The following is a 16,593-nucleotide window of genomic DNA, read 5'->3' as shown; positions in this document are numbered from 1 at the left end:
CCTAGACCTCCAGCAGATCGCGCCGCCGCAAGGGACGGGCAAAGAGTTCGGCGAGATCGGCGGCCTGGTCGAAGCCGTGGATCGGCGAGAAGACGAGTTCGATCGCCCACTTGGTGGTCAGCCCCTCGCCCTCGAGCGGGTTGGCAAGGCCGAGCCCGCAGACCGTGATGTCGGGCCGGTCGGCGCGCACGCGGTCAAGCTGGCGCTCGACATGCTGGCCTTCGGACAGGCGCACATCGGGGCCGAAGCTTTCCAGCTCGCGGGCGAGGTGCGCGCGGTGCAAGTAGGGCGTACCGACCTCGACCAGCTCCATGCCGAGCTCGTCCTGTAGATAGCGGGCGAGGGGGACTTCGAGCTGCGAATCCGGCAGGAACGTGATCCGCTTGCCTTCGAGCTGGGGGCGCAGCTTCGCAAGCGCGATGCGCGCGCGCTCGCGGCCCGGGGCGAGCACCTGCTCGGTCAGCGCGGGATCGACACCGAAGGCGGCAGCGGCGGCGCGCAGCCAGTCCGAGGTGCCTTCGACCCCGAAGGGAAACAGCGCTTCGATCCGCCTGGCTCCGCGCCCTTCCAATGCCATCGCCGTCTCGCCGAGGAATGGCTGGGCCAGGAGGTAGCGGGTGTCGGGACCCACGGCGGGAAGCGCGCGGGCATTGCGGGCGGGCAGGCAGCCCACGCGGGTCATGCCGAGATCGGCGAAGAGCCGCAGGAACTGGTCCTCGACGATATCGGGAAGGCTGCCGATGATCAGCAGTTCGGCCGGACTGCCGGCGGGAAGCGCAGGCATCACCGGCACCAGCGCGGCAAGGCAGGCGTCCTCGCCTTGCGTGAAGGTCGTCTCGATCCCGCTGCCCGAATAGTTGAGGATGCGCACCCGCGGCATGTGCACCGCGCCCAAACGCTGGGCGGCCTTGGCGAGGTCGAGCTTGATGACTTCCGAGGGGCACGAGCCGACGAGGAACAGCGTCTTGATGTCGGGGCGGCGTTCGAGCAGGCGGTTGACCACCCGGTCGAGCTCGTCCTGCGCATCGACCATGCCGGCAAGATCGCGCTCTTCCATGATGGCGGTGGCAAAGCGCGGCTCGGCAAAGATCATCACGCCTGCCGCCGACTGGAGGAGGTGCGCGCAGGTGCGCGAGCCGACCACGAGGAAGAAGGCGTCCTGCATCTTGCGGTGCAGCCAGATGATGCCGGTCAGCCCGCAGAACACTTCCCTTTGTCCGCGTTCGCGCAGAATGGGGCGCTGGGCTTCCACCGCCGGGCGGGCCAGCTCGGCCGCGCAGCCATCGAGGATCGCCGCCGCGCTCATGCCGGCACCGCCTGTGCGCCTGCACCGCCTTCGGCCCGCGCCATGCGCAGCTTCCACAGGAACTGGCCCGCGTTGACGACATAGGCGCAGTAACCCGCAAGCGCGACCAGCAGGCGCTGCTCCACCGTGCCGATCCCGGCAAACAGCATCACGAGGTAGAGGCTGTGCAAGGCCAGCACGAGCATCGAGAACACGTCTTCCCAGAAAAAGGCGGGGGCGAACAGCCATTTGCCGAACACCACCTTTTCCCAGATCGAGCCGGTGATCATGATGGTGTAGAGCACGAGGGTCTTGACCACGATCGAGAGGTCCGCCGCCCAGGCGCCTTCGCCCGTTGCCAGCGCGCGCAGGACAAGGCCGAGGCTGACGAGGAAGACGAGAAACTGGACCGGCGCAAGGACGCCCTGCACGATCGTCCAGACCGATGCATCGCGACGCTGCCGCTCTTCCGCGGTGTAGAGCGCGCGGGCGCTGTTCCTCTCGTGGCCCGCCCCCTTCACCGTGGCTTTCACCGGGGTTCCAGGTTCGACCGGGGATGCCTGATCCGTCCGAGTCATTATGTTGCGTTAGCCTTTTCTCTCAGACTCGGAGATTTACGCTTTCCAACCTATGTGTCAACTGAATTGGACGTTCAGTTCTGTTGACGACTCGCCTATCATGGGTAAGGTCGTTTGCCAGCCTGCGGAAAAAGGCGTAGATAGGAGTCGCTGGCTTTTCGGGATCAGAGCCTGGGCCGCCTGGAGGGGCGGTCACTACCTCCTGCGGAAGGTTCGTCCGCACGACCTGGGAGGGTCTGACGTATGGGAGAGTCCAAGGCATCAGGGATGTTCGGCGCCGGCTTGCGCGGGGTCATCGCAGCCCCGCTCGAAGCGGTGCGACGCCGGGCAACGGGGCAGGTCGACCAGATCGAAACCGTCAACACCATCATCGAGAGCGAGATCATCCCGCGCCTGTTGATGGCCCATTCCGCCACCGCAGCCCCCGCCCGCCCGCGCCGGCTGCGCGCGATCGCCCCGGACGAAGCCTCGCGCTTTGCCGAACTCCCGCTCCGGCTCGAGGCTGCCAGCCTCCTCGAAGAGGTCGACGCCTTCATCGCCAAGGGCGCAAGCGTCGAGACCATCTGCCTCGATCTGCTTGCCCCCGCCGCCCGCAAGCTGGGCGAGATGTGGGAACATGACGAGTGCGATTTTCTCGATGTCACAATGGGTTTGTGGCGTCTTCAGGAAGTGATGCGGGAAGTCGCGGTGCGCTCGCCGGTGGATCTTGCGGGCCTTGCGCTCCCGTTTTCCGCGCTGTTCTCGCCGATGCCGGGCGATCACCACAATTTCGGCACGTTGATGCTGGATGAGGTCTTCGCCCGCGGCGGCTGGCGCAGCGAGGCGCTGGTCAAGCCCGAACGCCGCGAACTGCTCGATCGCCTCGCCCGCCAGCCCTTCGACCTGCTAGGATTGACGCTCGCCCGCGATTGCCCTAGCGCCGCTTTAAGCAATCTCATCAAGGCGGTGCGCAACGTGTCCGCCAATCCCCACATCATCGTGCTTGTCGGCGGACGAATGATCAACGAGAATCCCGGAATGGTGATGGAAGTTGGGGCCGACGGCACAGGGGCAGACGCGCTTGCCGCGCTCGAGCTTGCGAATGGCCTGGTGAAGACTGCTGCTGCCCGTGATCTGAACCTCGGGTAGGTTCGGACCAGATGCTCACCCGCAAACACTCGATCGAAGGCAAGCACCCGTTCGGGAAGGCGGCCGAGCTGTTCAACACGCTCGATGCCGATGCGGCGATGAAGCTGGCGATGGTCGCGGGCGATATCACCCTGGTGCTCGACGATACCGGCACGATCCTCGATGCGGCCTTCGATCCGCGCGAGTTCCCGGGCTTTGCGGGCATGGTCGGGACCAACTGGATCGAGACCGTCACCGACGAATCCCGCCCCAAGATCATGGAGATGCTTGCTGCCGCCCGGCGCGGCGAGGTGCAGCACTGGCGGCAGGTGAACCACCCCTCGCGCGATGGTGACGTGCCGATCCGCTATGCCGTGCTCAGCGTCAACGGGGGCGAGCACCGCATCGCCTTCGGCCGCGACCTGCGCGAAGCGGGCAAGCTCCAGCAGCGCCTGCTTCAGGTCCAGCAATCGCTCGAGCGCGACTATCTCAGGATGCGTCAGCTCGAGGCGCGCTACCGCATGCTGTTCGAGCGTTCGACCGAGCCGGTGATGATCGTCGAGGCGGGCACGCTGCGGATCCGCGAGGCGAACCCTTCGGCCCATGCGCTGGTCGGCGCACGCCCCGGCGGGCTGCCGGGCAAGAAGCTGGCGACCTTCATCGACAAGAGCGCGCAGGAGGCCCTGCAATCGCTCGTCGGCGCGGCGCTGGTCTCCGACACGGTGAGCCCCGCGCGCATCCGCATCGCCCGCGGCCAGCGCGAGGTCATGGCAAGCATCAACGGCTTTACCCAGGATCGCGGCCAGTTCCTGCTGGTGCGGCTGGTCCCCGCGACCGATCGCCCCGCAGGCGAGTTTTCCCCCGTTCTCGCGCTTGTCGACCAGATGCCCGACGCTTTCGTGGTCGCGGACAGCAATCTCGAGATCGTCACCGCCAATGCCGCCTTTGTCGAGATGCTCCAGGCCGCGAGCGTCGACCAGCTGCGCGGGCGGCACCTTTCGGAATCGATCGGCCGGCCGGGGATCGATCTCGACCTGATCGAGGGCCAGATCGACCAGCATGGCGCGGCGCGCAATGTCGCCACGGTGCTGCGTGTTGGCCATGATATCGAAGGCGAACCGGTTGAATTGTCGGCCGTTCGCACCTCGGGCGAGGATGGCTATTATGCCTTCGTGATCCGCCCCGTGGGCCGCCGGCTGCGCGATTTGCCGCCTGGCTCGCAAGACCTGCCGCGTTCGGTCGAGCAGCTGACCGAGCTTGTCGGCCGGATGAGCCTCAAGGACATCGTGCGCGAGAGCACCGATCTGATCGAGCGCCTGTGCATCGAGGCGGCGCTGAGCTACACCTCGGACAACCGCGCCTCGGCCGCCGAAATCCTCGGCCTTTCGCGCCAAAGCCTCTATTCCAAGCTCCATCGCTACGGGCTCGGCAATCTGGCCGGCGACGGCGAGTAGCCCCGCAGATCCGGGCCCGACGCGCCCGGCTTCACGCTCATCTGCGGCATCGCACAATCGTCCCGCCCCTGCTGCGAGGCTCTCTGATTGCCCGTGTGTCAAGCTGCCTGACATGTCCCGAAGTGACATTGATCATCCGTGTTGACGATTTTGAACGCGAAAATCGGGCTTTGGCGGATTCATAGTGTCAAAAGAATTTGACGCTTACCTTTGTCAGGCATAGCCTTACAACATGGAGCACTCGGTACCTTCGACTCGCACCGTGCCCACCCCGGCCCGCCGCCGGACCGGCACGCCGCGCGCCCGCGATGTGCTCGAATTGCTCAAACCCATCACCTGGTTCCCGCCGATGTGGGCCTTCTTGTGCGGCGCGGTCTCTGCGGGCACGGGGCTGGATGGGCGCTGGTGGTTCGTCGCGGGCGGCGTGCTGCTGGCAGGACCGCTGGTGTGCGGCACCTCGCAGGCGGTCAATGACTGGTTCGACCGCCACGTCGATGCCATCAACGAACCCCACCGACCGATCCCCTCCGGCCGCATCCCGGGCCGCTGGGGGCTCTATATCGCAATCATCGCGAGCCTGATCTCGGCGAGTGTCGCCTGGTTGCTCGGCCCGATCGTGTTCGTCGCCGGCCTCGTGGGCCTTGCCTTTGCCTGGGCCTACTCCGCCCCGCCGCTGCGCTTCAAGGCGAATGGCTGGCTGGGGCCACTGGTGTGCGGGCTGACCTATGAGGGCCTCTCGTGGTTCACCGGCGCGGCCGTGATGCTCGGCGCGATGCCCTCTGCCCGCGTGATCGCGGTGATGGTGCTCTATTCGCTCGGCGCGCACGGGATCATGGTCTTGAACGACTTCAAGGCGGTCGAGGGTGACCGGCAGACCGGGCTCACCTCGCTTCCCGTGGTGCTTGGCGTGAGCAGCGCCGCGCGGCTGGCCTGTGTCACCATGGCGGCAGCGCAGGTGGTCGTCATCGCGCTGCTTGCCGTGTGGGGCCACGCGATCTCCGCTGCGGCGGTGACCTTCGTGCTTGCCGCGCAGATCGCCGCTATGCCGCGCCTGCTGCGCGACCCGGCAAAGTATGCGCCATGGTATAATGGCGTGGGTGTCACGCTTTATGTGCTCGGGATGCTGGCAGCGGCGCTGGGCCTGGGAGGGCACATCTGATGCACGCCCCGCTCGCCTCGCCCGCGGTGACGGCGAAGCAGGGCTTCGGCTGGCTGGCGATCATCCGCATCGGGCTGGTGCAGGCCGCGATCGGCGCGCTGGTGATGCTGGCGACGACGGTGCTCAACCGCATCATGGTGGTCGAACTGGAGCTCGCCGCGGCGATCCCGGCAGGGCTGGTCGCCTGGCATTATGCGGTGCAGCTGTGCCGCCCGCTGTGGGGCCATGCCTCGGACAAATCTGCGGTCAATGGGGGCGGCAGCCGCACGCTGTGGATCATCGGCGGGCTGGTGGTGCTCGCCGCCGGCGGCATGCTGGCGACGCAGGCGACGCTCTTGATGGAAAGCAACTTCGCGCCCGCCTTCGCACTCGCCGTTGTTGCTTATGCGCTGATCGGCGCAGGGGTGGGCGCGGGCGGAACCTCGGCGCTGGCGCTGCTGGCGAGCGGCGTTGCCCCGCAGCGCCGCGCGGCCGCCGCCGCGGTGACGTGGATCATGATGGTCGGCGGCATCGTCGCCTCGGCGATCACGGTCGGCACGCTCCTGAAGCCCTACAGCCCCGGGCGGCTGGTCGAGGTCGCAGGCGGTCTTGCCGCGGTGATGATTGCGGTGACCGTCCTGGCGACCTTCCGGCTCGAGAAGCAGGCGGGCCATTTCCGTGACGCCCAGGACGACGCGCCCGCCCCCGACTTGCGCGCGGCGCTGGCCGAGATCTGGCGCGAGCCGGCCGCGCGGCGCTTCACGATCTTCATCTTCGTCTCGATGATCGCCTTTTCGATGCAGGACCTGATCCTCGAGCCCTTTGCGGGCCTCGTCTTCGGGATGGCGCCGGGGGATTCGACCAGGACCGTCGGCCAGTTCCACCAGGGCGGGATCCTGATCGGCATGATCGTTGCCGGGGTGGGCGGGAGCGCCTTCTCGGCGCGCTCGGCCGGGTCCCTGCGCCCCTGGGTGGTAGGCGGCTGCCTTGCTTCGGGCGCGGCGCTCGGTGCGCTCGGGCTCGCGGCGATCAGCGGGCCGCCGTGGCCCTTCGCGCTCAACCTTTTCGTACTGGGCTTCGGCAACGGGGTCTTCGCGGTCGCGGCGATCGGCTCGATGATGGGCCTGGCCGGCGCCGGCGAGACCACGCGCGAGGGCGTGCGCATGGGCGTGTGGGGCGCCAGCCAGGCGATCGCCTTCGGACTCGGCGGCCTGCTCGGCGCGGTCGGGCTCGATCTGGCGCGCGCTGCTCTGGGCGAGGTCGGCGCGGCCTTCCAGCTGGTGTTTGCGGTGGAGGCAGCGGCCTTCGTCTGGGCGGGTCTGCTCGCGGTCAAGGCAACGGGCGCAGGCGCGATCCGGGCCAGCGCAGCGCAAGGAAAGAGGGAGCAGTTCGCATGAACCACACTATCTATGACGCGGTGGTGATCGGCGGTGGGCCCTCGGGCGCGACCGCTGCGACCGATCTGGCGCTGGCCGGTCATTCGGTGCTGCTGATCGAGCGCGGGGGGCGGATCAAGCCCTGCGGCGGCGCGGTGCCGCCGCGCCTGCTCGCCGATTTCGACATTCCGCAAGGCCTGCTGGTCGCCAAGGCGCGTTCGGCCCGCATGATCGCGCCTTCGGGCCGCGCGGTCGACATGCCGGTGGGCGAGATCGGTTACGTGGGCATGGTCGACCGCGAGGAGTTCGACGAGTGGCTGCGCGAGCGGGCGCGGCTTTCGGGCGCCGAACGCCTGACCGCCACCTTCGAGAAGATCGAGCGCGACGGCGAGCGCCACCCGCTCGTCACCTTCCGCCGCAGCCGCGGAGGGCCGATCGAGAGCGTGCGCGCCCGCGTGGTGATCGGCGCGGACGGCGCGCGCTCGGCGGTCGCCAAGCAATGCCTCGTCGGCGCCGAACGCATTCCGTGCGTCTTCGCCTATCACGAGATCATCAAGTCGCCGCGGGCCAACACCGAACAGTTCGATGCCTCGCGCTGCGATGTCTATTACCAGGGCCGCCTCTCGCCGGATTTCTACGCCTGGGTCTTCCCGCACGGCGAGACCGCGAGCATCGGCGTGGGGAGCGCCAACAAGGGCTTCAGCTTGCGCGGCGCGATCGCCACGATCCGCGACGATCTCGGCCTTGATCGCTGCGAGACGGTGCGGCGCGAAGGCGCGCCGATCCCGCTGAAGCCGCTGAAGCGCTGGGACAATGGCGCCGACGTGATCGTCGCCGGCGATGCCGCCGGGATCGTCGCCCCGGCTTCGGGCGAGGGGATCTATTACGCGATGGTCGGCGGACGCATGGTCGGCGAGGCGGCTGCGGCCTTCCTCAAGACCGGCGAGGCCGGGCAGCTGCGGACGGCCCGCAAGCGCTTCATGAAGGAGCACGGGCGGGTGTTCTGGGTGCTCGGGGTGATGCAGTATTTCTGGTATTCCTCCGACAAGCGCCGCGAACGCTTCGTCACCATGTGCGACGACAAGGACGTGCAGGAGCTGACCTGGCAGGCCTACATGCACAAGCAGCTGGTGCGCGCCAAGCCCATGGCCCACGTCAAGATCTTCCTCAAGGACACCGCCCACCTGCTCGGCCTCAGCCCGGCGCATTGACGCGGGGTAAGAGCGGGCGGACCGGTTGCAGGAGGCCGCGATGCGCCCTAGACCTCTCGCTATGAAGCCGACCCTCGTCATCCCGGTTATCGTGGCGACCATTGCCGCGCTGTGCGTGGCGGCGCTGGGCGCGACGGTGACGGATCTGGGGCCGTGGTATCAGGGCCTCGCCAAGCCCGCGTGGAACCCGCCCGATCAGGCCTTTCCGATGGGCTGGACGCTGATCTATGCGCTGATCACCATGGCCGGCGTCACCGCCTGGCGCGCGGCGCGCACCTCGGCTGAGGCCGAATGGGTGATCGCGCTGTTTGCCCTGAACGGTTTTCTCAACATCAGCTGGTCGATCCTGTTCTTCCGCCTCCAGCGGCCCGACTGGGCCTTCTACGAGGTGACGGTGCTGTGGCTCTCGATCCTGGCGATGATCCTCTTTTGCGGCCGCTTCTCGCGCGCCGCCGCGCTGCTGCTGGTGCCCTATCTGGCATGGGTGAGCTTTGCCGCGGCGCTCAACCGCGCGGTGGTCGAGCTCAACGCGCCGTTCTGCTGAAGCCGGCAAGAGGCGTGCGAAAGGAAGGGAGGCTGGCGCCATGATCGAGGCCTTCTTCGCCGGCGGCCTGGCGGCCGATGTGATCTTCGGCGTGCTCGCAATCGAAGCGGCGTGGCTGCGCATGGCGCGGGGCTGGCGGTGGGGCGCGATCGCCGGGCTGCTCGGCCCTGCGGCGCTGATCGTGCTGGGCTTGCGGGCGGCGCTGACCGGGGCTGCGTGGTGGTGGATAGCGCTGCCGCTCGCCGCCTCGCTGCCGCTCCACCTGATGGACCTGCTCACCCGGCTCGACGACTGAGCGCCGGGCGTCCCTTGCACGACCCCATAAGAAAAACCCGGCCAGGCTTGCCGCCCGGCCGGGTTTCGCATTCTTGCGGATGGACCGGACCCCCGCGAGGCCCGGCGCTCCGGTGATGTGTCAGCCGCCTTGCGAAGCCTGCGCGGCGCCGCTCGGATCGTAGTTGATCGTATCGGGTGCGTAGTAGTGCTCCTGGGCCCACAGGTACCAGTTATCGACCACGGTGCCGGTCAGCAGGATGCCGATCCCACCCGTGAGCGTGGTCAGCACCGCGAACCACCAGGCCCAGCGGTGGATGGATTCGAAGGTCGCGTTGAACCCCATCACCCAGCGCCAGAACAGCGCGCCGCGTTCGGCAGCCGTGCCGCGGTCGGTGATCTGCTCGATCTCGCGCTCCCCGCCGTAGCGGCCGAGTGCCAGGATCGTCGCCCCGTGCATCGCGAACAGCACCGCCGACCCGTAGAGGAAGACGATCGAGAGCGCGTGGAACGGGTTGTAGAACAGGTTCCCGTAGGTGAGCGAGAAGTTGTTCGTCCAGTTGAGGTGCTCGAAGATGCCGAAGGGCACCGCCTCCGACCACTGGCCCAGCAGCATCGGGCGGATGAAGCCCAGCACCAGGTAGAGCCAGATCGCCGAGGCGAAGGCCCAGGGAATGTGCATCCCCATGCCCAGCGCCCGGGCGCGGGTGTAGGTGCGCACCCACCACAGCAGGATCGAGACCGTCAGGCTGAAGCCGGCAAGGATCCACCAGCCGCCCTTTTCCAGCGGAACGAAGGGGCTGAAGCCGTATTCCGGCCCCGGAGGGTTGAGCGAGAGCCAGAAGAACTCGCGCATGAAGCCCTGCGGGCTCCAGTTCACCTGCGCCCAGAAGTTGAGGCCGATGATCATGATCGCCAGCGTGCCGAAGGCGAGGCTGAGCGTGCCGGTCCAGCCGAGATAGACGGGCCCGAACTGGGCCTGCCCGATCTTGCCCATCCAGTAGTTGTACCCCGTGTAGGGAAAGCGGATATCTTCCTCGGGAGCAAGCGGGACACCCATTTCGGGTGGCCCCTTGACCTGCACCTGCGTGAAGATGTTCTGATAAGTCGCCATGGTTCAGGTGCTCCTTACGACCAGATCGGGATCTTCTTCCAGAAATCCCAGAATTCGATCCAGCTGCCGACATACAGAGTGCCGGAGATGACGATGCAGATGGCGCTCCAGAACGCGGCGTTAAGCGCGAGGAAGAGCCCCACCCGGTGAATGCCGAGCGTGCCGACCGAATAGCCGATGAAGTCACGGAAATAGGTGTCTTCGTATTCGGGCGTCTTGACGTCGGTGCCCCCGCTCGGGTTGACCGCCGACAAGACCAGGCCGCCATGCAGCGCGAGCGCGAGACAGTTCGTGAAGAAGAACGTGATCGCGAGCATGTGCACGGGGTTGTAGTGGAAGTTGCCGAAGGCGTAGCCGACGTTCGAGACCCATTCGAGGTGGGTCCAGATGCCGTAGGGGAAGCCGTTGCCCCACGCGCCCATCAGCAAGGGACGGATCACGTTGAGCGTGACATAGGCGAACACCGCCACGGAAAAGGCGATCGGCACATGGTAGGACATGCCGAGCTTGCGCGAGATTTCCGCTTGCCGCAGCACCCATGAACTGAATGCAACGACAGCGCAGGAGGTGATGATCTGCCAGTAACCGCCCTGCTCCATCGGAGCGAGGCTGAGGCCGTATTCGATCGGCGGCGGGTTGATCGAAATGAGCCACGGGTTGAGGGTCGGCCCCTGGGTTGCAGCGGCAAAGATCAGCATGGTGCCCAAAAGGGCGCTGATTGCCGTCGTCACTCCAAAGAATCCGACATAAAACGGCCCGACCCAGAAGTCGAAAAGGTCGCCGCCGATCAATGTGCCACCGCGGACGCGGTATTTCCGCTCGAAACTAAGGAGCGCCATAGGTCCATCCTCCCCGCCGCAAGGGCGGGTATCTAAGGTTGTCGACGAGTGTTAGGAGGCAGGCAGGCGAACCTGCCCCCTCACATTTCGCAGGTCTATCCCGCCGCCGGAGCTTCCGACGAGGTGACAGCAGCCGCAGCCGGCGCAGCGCTGGCATCTTCGAGCCAGTTGTAACGATCGGTGCTGAGCAGGATGAAGTGGATGGTGAACGCCAGGACGGCGAGACCAACGTGCAGCGCCACGAGGGTGCGGCGGATGTCAAAGTAGAACCAAAGTCTCCACATGGTGAATTCCTTCGAATGTTTCGCAAAAATAGTCGGGGTAACAGCCGTCAATGCGCGGGGACACGCCCCGGCATCACGCCAGCAAACCGGCTATTGATCAGATCGGCAGCCAGGGCTTGTCGGCCCAGACGAGCGCGTGAGCGACGAGGGCGATCACCACGTAGATGGTGAAGGTGCCCATGAAGCCCTTGTGGATTTCCTGAGCCTCTTCAGGGGTCAGGTGAGTCCCGATGCGTTCATTCATTGGGTTGTCTCCGTTCAGTTGGGTGTGATTGGGAGCCCGAAGGCCCCCGTCGGCATCCCCGCGTGATCCCCCACGTGGATTGGAGAGCCCCCTTATTGGTGGGGGCATGGGCTTGTGCCGATGCGGGGATGACCCGCAGCAGCGACAAAGGGTGGTGAAGGGCGGGGTGCATCATCGTCATGCTCCCGTTCCTTCGAGCAGGCTGTCGGCAAGACAGTCGGCCGTAACAGTGGTCTCGCCGCGCGCCCGCGCGGTTCGCTCGGCCGCGTCGCGCAAGGCCTTGGCGGCGGAAATCCGGATCAGCACCGGCTGGGCCTCGACCAGCTGGTCGAGCTTGGCCTTGGCGTCATTGTCCCAGGTCAATTGCGCCTCGCCGCGCAGCGGCGTGGCCTCGACCTTGTCCATTTCGGTCCCCAATGGGAGGATGTGGAACAGCGCATCGAACAGCGCATTGCACACTTCCTGCACCAGATAGGTCGCGCCCGAATAGCCCATGAAGGGCGTGCCGGTGTGACGGCGGATCGCGGCGCCGGGGAAGCTTGCGGGGATATACATGCCGCGCGCGCCGCATTCGGCCATGTACATGCGCTCGTTATAGCTGCCGAACATCACCAGCGGCGGATTGGCGCGGATCGCGGCGCGCACGTCCTCGTTCTTCGGCTTCACCCCCGCACAGCGCGAGAATGCGAAGGCGCAGGGCAGGCCCATGTCGTCCTCGAGGAAGTGGCGGATGCCGCGCGCGTAGGTTTCATTGGCAACGATGCCGAAGCTCGCGGTGCCGAAGAAGTCCTGCGTGACCGAGCGCCACAGGTCCCACAGCGGCTTGATGGTGGTGTGCTTCTCGCGCTCGATGAAGGGCTCGGGATCAAGGCCGAGCTCGGCGCCCAGCGCGCGCAGGAACTTGGTGGTCTGGCTGAGGCCGACGGGGGCCTGAAAATAGGGCCGCTCGAGCGTTTCGCACAGGTTGCGGCCGAACTCGCGGTACATGCAGACATTGGCGTCGCCGGTCGCCAGGTCACGGATATCGGCGAGGTGGCTGCCCAATGGGAAGACCATGCCGACCTCTGCGCCGATGCCCTCCACCAGACGGCGGATCTCGGCAAGGTCGCTGGGCATGTTGAACATGCCGTAGGAGGGCCCGATGATGTTGACGCGGGGCTTCTCGCCGTCGCGGCGGTCGCGCTTCTCGGGCATCTTCTTGGGGCCGAACTCGGTCCACAGCCAGGTCAGCGCGCGGTCAGCCGATTGCCACTGGTCCTCGTCGATGGTGCGCGGCAGGAAGCGCTTGATATTGGTGCCTTCGGGGGTGACGCCCCCGCCGATCATCTCGGCGATCGAGCCGGTGACGACCACCGCGGGCAGTTCGGTATCGAGCGCCTGCCAGGCGCGCTTCATCGCGCCTTCGGTGCCGGTCTTGCCGAGCTCCTCCTCGCCAAGGCCGGTGACGACGATGGGGAGTTCATGCGGGGGCAGGGCGTCGGTGTAGTGCAGCACCGAGGTGACCGGCAGGTTCTCGCAGCCCACCGGGCCGTCGATGATCACCTGCAACCCCTTCACCGCGGTGAAGACGTAGGTGGCGCCCCAATAGCCGCCTGCCCGATCATGATCGAGGACGAGGGTCATGTTCCCACCGCCTCCGACGCCTTGCGCGCCGCTTCGTTCAAGGCCGCATATTTCTTGCGGAACTTGGGCCGGTCGACGGGGAGGTCTTCCCACACGCCTGCGGCATGCTCGGTGCCCACGCCTTCGAAGAAATCGCGCATCGCATCGAAGCGCGCCTTGTTGCCCATCGCGGCGTTGATGACCGTGGCAAGGCTGCCTGCCCCTGCCGGCCCCATCAGCGGGCGCGCGGAGATCAGGTTGGTGAAATAGAGCGCCGGGATCGCCTTGGCCTTGGCGTGCTGCACCACCGGCGTGGTGCCGATGGCGAGATCGGGGCGATATTCCTCGACCGCGGCGATGTCCTGTTCGAGGCTGGCGCGGAAACGCACCTCGACACCGCGCGCTTCGAGCCATTCGCGATCGGCATCCGACCACTTCGTCTTGGGGCAGGCCGAGCCGACATAGCGCACATCCGCGCCGCTTTCGACCAGCAGGCGGGCGACCAGCAGTTCCGAGCCCTCATAGCCCGAGACCGTGATCCGCCCCTTGACCGGCATGTTCGCCAGCGCGCCCTTGCAGGCGGCGACCATCGCGTTCTTGACGCCGTCGACCTTGGCCTGCGGCAGGCCCATCGTGTCGCCGAGCGCTTGCAGCCAGGCCGCGGTGCCATCCGCGCCGACGGGGGCCGAGCCGATCACCGGGCGGCCCGCGGCTTCGAATTCGCGGATCGAGGCGGTATAGAAGGGGTGGATCGCGGCGACCACGGCGCAATCCAGTGCGGCATAAAGCTCGCGCCATTCGCGGGTGGGCACGACGGGGCCGGCGGCAAGCCCGAGGGGCGCGAGCATCTGGCCGATCACCACCGGATCAGCCGGGAACATCTCGCCCAAGAGAGCAACGCTCGGCAGGTCGGAGCGTTCGCGCGGCGCGGCAACGGGGCCCGCCATCACTTCCTCGCGCGCATATTGCAGCATCGCGCCGGCGAGCACGTCCTTGGCCTCGGCGTGGGTCGGGATGCCGAAGCCGGGGACGTCGATGCCGATGATCCGCACGCCGTTGATCGCCTTGCCCAGCAGACGCAGCGGCACGCCGCTCGCGGTGGGGACGCACAGGTTGGTGACAACGATCGCGTCGTAGTTCTCTGGGTCGGCGAGTCCCTCGACCGCTTCCTTGATGTCCTCGAACAGCTTGCCAGTGACCAGCGTCTCGCTGGAGAAGGGCACATAGCCCACCGTCCGCCGCGCGCCGTAAAAGTGCGAGGTGAAGGTCAGGCCATAGACGCAGCAGGCCGAGCCCGAGAGCACGGTCGCGGTGCGCCGCATCCTGAGGCCCACCCGCAGCGACCCGAAGGCGGGGCACATGGACTGGGGCTGGTCATGCGGGCCGACGGGGTAATCGGCCGCATATTGATCGAGGATCTCGCTCTTGCCGGCGGCGCGGGCGGCCTCGGTCATGGTGTCCTTCGACGCGCATGCGCCCGCATCCGGATCGAGGTCGATCCGGTCGGGCGCGCGCCGGGGTGCGTCAAAGGCGCCGTGGTCGCTCATGCCTCGTCGTAGACCACTTCGAGGCTCGGGCGGGTTTCGAACGCACCGCCGCGCATGTCGGCCTGGGTTGCGGGAACGAGCTCGACATTGCCGCCCGTCACATCGGCGCTGAACAGGCCGAGGAGCCCGTCCTGATCGAGCGGGGTGGGGCGCAGCGGCGGGGCGGTGGCGACATTTTCGGCGAGCTGTTCGAACAGGCTCGCCCATTCGCCGCCGGGCATGCCGATGATCTGGTAATTGGCGCTCTTGCGGCGGATATCCTCGTTGGCGGGGATCGCGGTGAGCACCGGAATGCCGACCGCTTCGGCGAAGGCCTTGGCCTCGCCCGTGCCGTCATCCTTGTTGACGATCATGCCGGCAACGCCGACGTTCCCGCCCATCTTGCGGAAATATTCGACCGCCTGGCACACGTTGTTCGCCACGTAGAGCGATTGCAGGTCGTTCGAGCCGACCACGATCACCTTCTGGCACATGTCCCGCGCGATCGGCAGGCCGAAGCCGCCGCACACCACGTCGCCGAGGAAATCGAGCAGGACGTAATCGAAGCCCCAGTCGTGGAAGCCCAATTTCTCGAGCGTTTCGAATCCGTGGATGATCCCGCGCCCGCCGCAGCCGCGGCCGACTTCGGGGCCGCCCAGTTCCATCGCGAACACGCCGTCGCGCTGGAAGCACACATCCTCGATGCGCACTTCCTCTCCGGCGAGTTTCTTGCGGCTCGAAGTCTCGATGATCGAAGGTGTCGCCTTGCCGCCGAACAGCAGGCTGGTGGTATCGCTCTTGGGATCGCAGCCGATCAGCAGCACGCGCTTGCCCTGCTGGGCCATCATGTAGCTCAAGTTGGCGAGCGCAAAGCTTTTGCCGCTACCGCCCTTGCCGTAGATCGCGATGATCTGCGTCTCGCTCTTCACCTCGCCCGTGTGGACCGGATCGGGTTCGTGGCTTGCCTCGTCGCGAAGGTTGGCCGCCTGGGTATCAAGCACGGACATCAGCATTCGCTCCAATCGAGGACCATCTTCAGGCAATCGGGATCGCTGAAGGCTTGGGGGTAGGCGTCGAGCGCCTCTGCGGCAGAGCGCCGGTTGGTGACGAGACCCTTCAAGTCGAGCCGCCCGCATTCGATCAGCGCCCGCGTTTCGGCGAGGTCGCCCGGCTGCCATTCGGCGGCGACACGGAAATGCGCCTCGCGCATGAAGGCGGCGGGAAAGGCGAAGCTGACGCGTTCGGAATAGAAGCCCGCAAGCACGATCTCGCCGCCCTTGGAAAGGCGCATGATGAGATCGTCGATGAGGCCCGCGTCCCCGCTCGCGTCATAGATTGCGTGGTAATCGCGGCGCTCGTCGGCGGCAGGATCGATGACGCCGTATCCGGTGGCACCCGAACGGCGGGCGGGGTTCACTTCCCACACGGTCGGGGCCGCGCCGCCCAGCGCCAGCGTCAGCCGCGCCAGCAACCGGCCGAGGACGCCGTGGCCGACAATCAGATCGGGCAGCGCCTCGCGCCGCGCAAAGCCGCCCTTGATCGCGTGAAGTGCCGTCGCCGCGAGGGCACAGAGCACCCCGGCTTCGCCGAGGTGTTCGGGGATCGGCAACGCCCGCGCCGACGGCACTATCACGCGGCGCGCCGTGCCGCCGAAGAGGCCGCGCGCATCGGTGTAGCAGTTTGCTCCCGGAACGAAGACCCAGTCGCCGATCCTGGCGCGGGCATCGGGTCCAGCATCGATGATGCGGCCGACCGATTCGTAACCCGGCACCAGCGGATAGCCGAGGCCCGGGAAGGGCGGCATGCGGCCGGTAAAGAGGAGCTTTTCGGTGCCGGTGCTGATCCCGCTCCAGGCGATTTCGACAAGCACGTCCGAGGCTTCCGCCGGCTTCATCTCAAGCGCCCGGAGAGCGAGGCGCTCCGGTGCTTCGAGAATGACGGCCAGTGTGTTCATGTCCTCGGTCTCCCTGAGGGGTGGATTCGAGGCGCGAACGCCGAGTCGAAAACCCCGCAGCTAC

17 protein-coding genes are annotated in these 16,593 nt (G+C 66.9%); 7 read left to right on the top strand and 10 right to left on the bottom strand.

Annotated elements, in window-relative coordinates; all coding sequences use genetic code 11:
- Position 1: 1 nt before the first annotated feature.
- Positions 2–1,306 (bottom strand): ferredoxin:protochlorophyllide reductase (ATP-dependent) subunit N, encoded by a 1,305-nt coding sequence (locus D620_RS0105165; protein WP_017664726.1) that lies wholly within the window; start codon positions 1,304–1,306, stop codon positions 2–4.
- Positions 1,303–1,863, bottom strand: a complete 561-nt coding sequence (gene bchF / locus D620_RS0105160) for a 2-vinyl bacteriochlorophyllide hydratase (protein WP_081596530.1) — start codon at positions 1,861–1,863, stop codon at positions 1,303–1,305. Before bchF ends, D620_RS0105165 begins: the two co-directional genes overlap by 4 nt.
- 267 nt (positions 1,864–2,130) lie before the next feature.
- On the opposite strand from bchF, the gene D620_RS0105155 reads away from it, so the two are divergent.
- From D620_RS0105155 to D620_RS0105125, 7 genes are all read left to right on the top strand, one after another.
- Entirely contained in the window at positions 2,131–2,991 is an 861-nt protein-coding gene (locus D620_RS0105155) for a cobalamin B12-binding domain-containing protein (RefSeq protein ID WP_017664724.1), read from the top strand.
- Between the two features lie 11 nt (positions 2,992–3,002).
- Positions 3,003–4,424, top strand: a complete 1,422-nt coding sequence (ppsR, locus tag D620_RS0105150) for a transcriptional regulator PpsR (RefSeq protein WP_017664723.1) — start codon at positions 3,003–3,005, stop codon at positions 4,422–4,424.
- A 232-nt stretch (positions 4,425–4,656) separates the two neighbouring features.
- Entirely contained in the window at positions 4,657–5,583 is a 927-nt protein-coding gene (gene chlG / locus D620_RS0105145) for a chlorophyll synthase ChlG (protein WP_081596529.1), read from the top strand.
- A complete protein-coding gene (locus tag D620_RS0105140; RefSeq protein ID WP_017664721.1) occupies positions 5,583–6,959 on the top strand; it encodes a BCD family MFS transporter in 1,377 nt (458 codons plus the stop codon). Before chlG ends, D620_RS0105140 begins: the two co-directional genes overlap by 1 nt.
- Positions 6,956–8,149 carry a geranylgeranyl diphosphate reductase gene (locus tag D620_RS0105135; protein ID WP_017664720.1) on the top strand — a complete coding sequence of 398 codons (1,194 nt, stop codon included), beginning with the start codon at positions 6,956–6,958 and terminating at the stop codon, positions 8,147–8,149. The genes D620_RS0105140 and D620_RS0105135 overlap by 4 nt, the downstream gene beginning before the upstream one ends.
- 61 nt (positions 8,150–8,210) lie before the next feature.
- Positions 8,211–8,693, top strand: a complete 483-nt coding sequence (locus D620_RS0105130) for a TspO/MBR family protein (RefSeq protein ID WP_017664719.1) — start codon at positions 8,211–8,213, stop codon at positions 8,691–8,693.
- 40 nt (positions 8,694–8,733) lie between these two features.
- Positions 8,734–8,988, top strand: coding sequence for a hypothetical protein (locus tag D620_RS0105125; RefSeq protein WP_017664718.1), 255 nt, complete (start codon positions 8,734–8,736; stop codon positions 8,986–8,988).
- A 120-nt stretch (positions 8,989–9,108) separates the two neighbouring features.
- Here the strand turns inward: D620_RS0105125 and pufM are convergent, their stop codons facing one another.
- The 8 genes from pufM to bchC all read right to left on the bottom strand — a co-directional run bounded on the left by pufM (position 9,109) and on the right by bchC (position 16,529).
- A complete protein-coding gene (gene pufM, locus D620_RS0105120) occupies positions 9,109–10,080 on the bottom strand; it encodes a photosynthetic reaction center subunit M (RefSeq protein ID WP_017664717.1) in 972 nt (323 codons plus the stop codon).
- Positions 10,081–10,094: 14 nt separating this feature from the next.
- Positions 10,095–10,919 carry a photosynthetic reaction center subunit L gene (gene pufL, locus D620_RS0105115; protein WP_017664716.1) on the bottom strand — a complete coding sequence of 275 codons (825 nt, stop codon included), beginning with the start codon at positions 10,917–10,919 and terminating at the stop codon, positions 10,095–10,097.
- 95 nt (positions 10,920–11,014) lie between these two features.
- Positions 11,015–11,203 (bottom strand): light-harvesting antenna LH1, alpha subunit, encoded by a 189-nt coding sequence (gene pufA / locus D620_RS0105110; protein WP_017664715.1) that lies wholly within the window; start codon positions 11,201–11,203, stop codon positions 11,015–11,017.
- 97 nt (positions 11,204–11,300) lie between these two features.
- A complete protein-coding gene (gene pufB / locus D620_RS15955; protein WP_017664714.1) occupies positions 11,301–11,447 on the bottom strand; it encodes a light-harvesting antenna LH1, beta subunit in 147 nt (48 codons plus the stop codon).
- A 177-nt stretch (positions 11,448–11,624) separates the two neighbouring features.
- Complete coding sequence (gene bchZ, locus D620_RS0105100; RefSeq protein WP_017664713.1) at positions 11,625–13,070, bottom strand: chlorophyllide a reductase subunit Z; 1,446 nt, start codon at positions 13,068–13,070, stop codon at positions 11,625–11,627.
- Positions 13,067–14,596: a chlorophyllide a reductase subunit Y gene (gene bchY, locus D620_RS0105095; RefSeq protein WP_017664712.1), complete on the bottom strand. Its 1,530-nt coding sequence runs from the start codon at positions 14,594–14,596 to the stop codon at positions 13,067–13,069. Before bchY ends, bchZ begins: the two co-directional genes overlap by 4 nt.
- Positions 14,593–15,588, bottom strand: a complete 996-nt coding sequence (locus tag D620_RS0105090; protein ID WP_017664711.1) for a chlorophyllide a reductase iron protein subunit X — start codon at positions 15,586–15,588, stop codon at positions 14,593–14,595. The genes bchY and D620_RS0105090 overlap by 4 nt, the downstream gene beginning before the upstream one ends.
- Complete coding sequence (gene bchC, locus D620_RS0105085; RefSeq protein ID WP_017664710.1) at positions 15,582–16,529, bottom strand: chlorophyll synthesis pathway protein BchC; 948 nt, start codon at positions 16,527–16,529, stop codon at positions 15,582–15,584. The genes D620_RS0105090 and bchC overlap by 7 nt, the downstream gene beginning before the upstream one ends.
- Between the last annotated feature and the right edge of the window lie 64 nt (positions 16,530–16,593).

The organism is Porphyrobacter sp. AAP82 (assembly GCF_000331285.1).
GTDB lineage: Bacteria > Pseudomonadota > Alphaproteobacteria > Sphingomonadales > Sphingomonadaceae > Erythrobacter.
The sequence above is the reverse complement of the archived record's forward strand: the minus strand, read 5'-3'. Positions and strand labels throughout refer to the sequence as shown.

Bases quoted from the DNA above. Each gene is read 5' to 3' on its own strand.
- D620_RS0105125 (WP_017664718.1), top strand. From the start codon at position 8,734: ATGATCGAGGCCTTCTTCGCCGGCGGCCTGGCGGCCGATGTGATCTTC.
- ppsR (WP_017664723.1), top strand. From the start codon at position 3,003: ATGCTCACCCGCAAACACTCGATCGAAGGCAAGCACCCGTTCGGGAAG.
- pufM (WP_017664717.1), bottom strand. From the start codon at position 10,080: ATGGCGACTTATCAGAACATCTTCACGCAGGTGCAGGTCAAGGGGCCA.
- D620_RS0105155 (WP_017664724.1), top strand. From the start codon at position 2,131: ATGTTCGGCGCCGGCTTGCGCGGGGTCATCGCAGCCCCGCTCGAAGCG.
- D620_RS0105140 (WP_017664721.1), top strand. From the start codon at position 5,583: ATGCACGCCCCGCTCGCCTCGCCCGCGGTGACGGCGAAGCAGGGCTTC.
- D620_RS0105135 (WP_017664720.1), top strand. From the start codon at position 6,956: ATGAACCACACTATCTATGACGCGGTGGTGATCGGCGGTGGGCCCTCG.
- D620_RS0105130 (WP_017664719.1), top strand. From the start codon at position 8,211: ATGAAGCCGACCCTCGTCATCCCGGTTATCGTGGCGACCATTGCCGCG.
- D620_RS0105165 (WP_017664726.1), bottom strand. From the start codon at position 1,306: ATGAGCGCGGCGGCGATCCTCGATGGCTGCGCGGCCGAGCTGGCCCGC.
- bchY (WP_017664712.1), bottom strand. From the start codon at position 14,596: ATGAGCGACCACGGCGCCTTTGACGCACCCCGGCGCGCGCCCGACCGG.
- chlG (WP_081596529.1), top strand. From the start codon at position 4,657: ATGGAGCACTCGGTACCTTCGACTCGCACCGTGCCCACCCCGGCCCGC.
- bchC (WP_017664710.1), bottom strand. From the start codon at position 16,529: ATGAACACACTGGCCGTCATTCTCGAAGCACCGGAGCGCCTCGCTCTC.
- bchF (WP_081596530.1), bottom strand. From the start codon at position 1,863: ATGACTCGGACGGATCAGGCATCCCCGGTCGAACCTGGAACCCCGGTG.
- D620_RS0105090 (WP_017664711.1), bottom strand. From the start codon at position 15,588: ATGCTGATGTCCGTGCTTGATACCCAGGCGGCCAACCTTCGCGACGAG.
- bchZ (WP_017664713.1), bottom strand. From the start codon at position 13,070: ATGACCCTCGTCCTCGATCATGATCGGGCAGGCGGCTATTGGGGCGCC.
- pufA (WP_017664715.1), bottom strand. From the start codon at position 11,203: ATGTGGAGACTTTGGTTCTACTTTGACATCCGCCGCACCCTCGTGGCG.
- pufL (WP_017664716.1), bottom strand. From the start codon at position 10,919: ATGGCGCTCCTTAGTTTCGAGCGGAAATACCGCGTCCGCGGTGGCACA.
- pufB (WP_017664714.1), bottom strand. From the start codon at position 11,447: ATGAATGAACGCATCGGGACTCACCTGACCCCTGAAGAGGCTCAGGAA.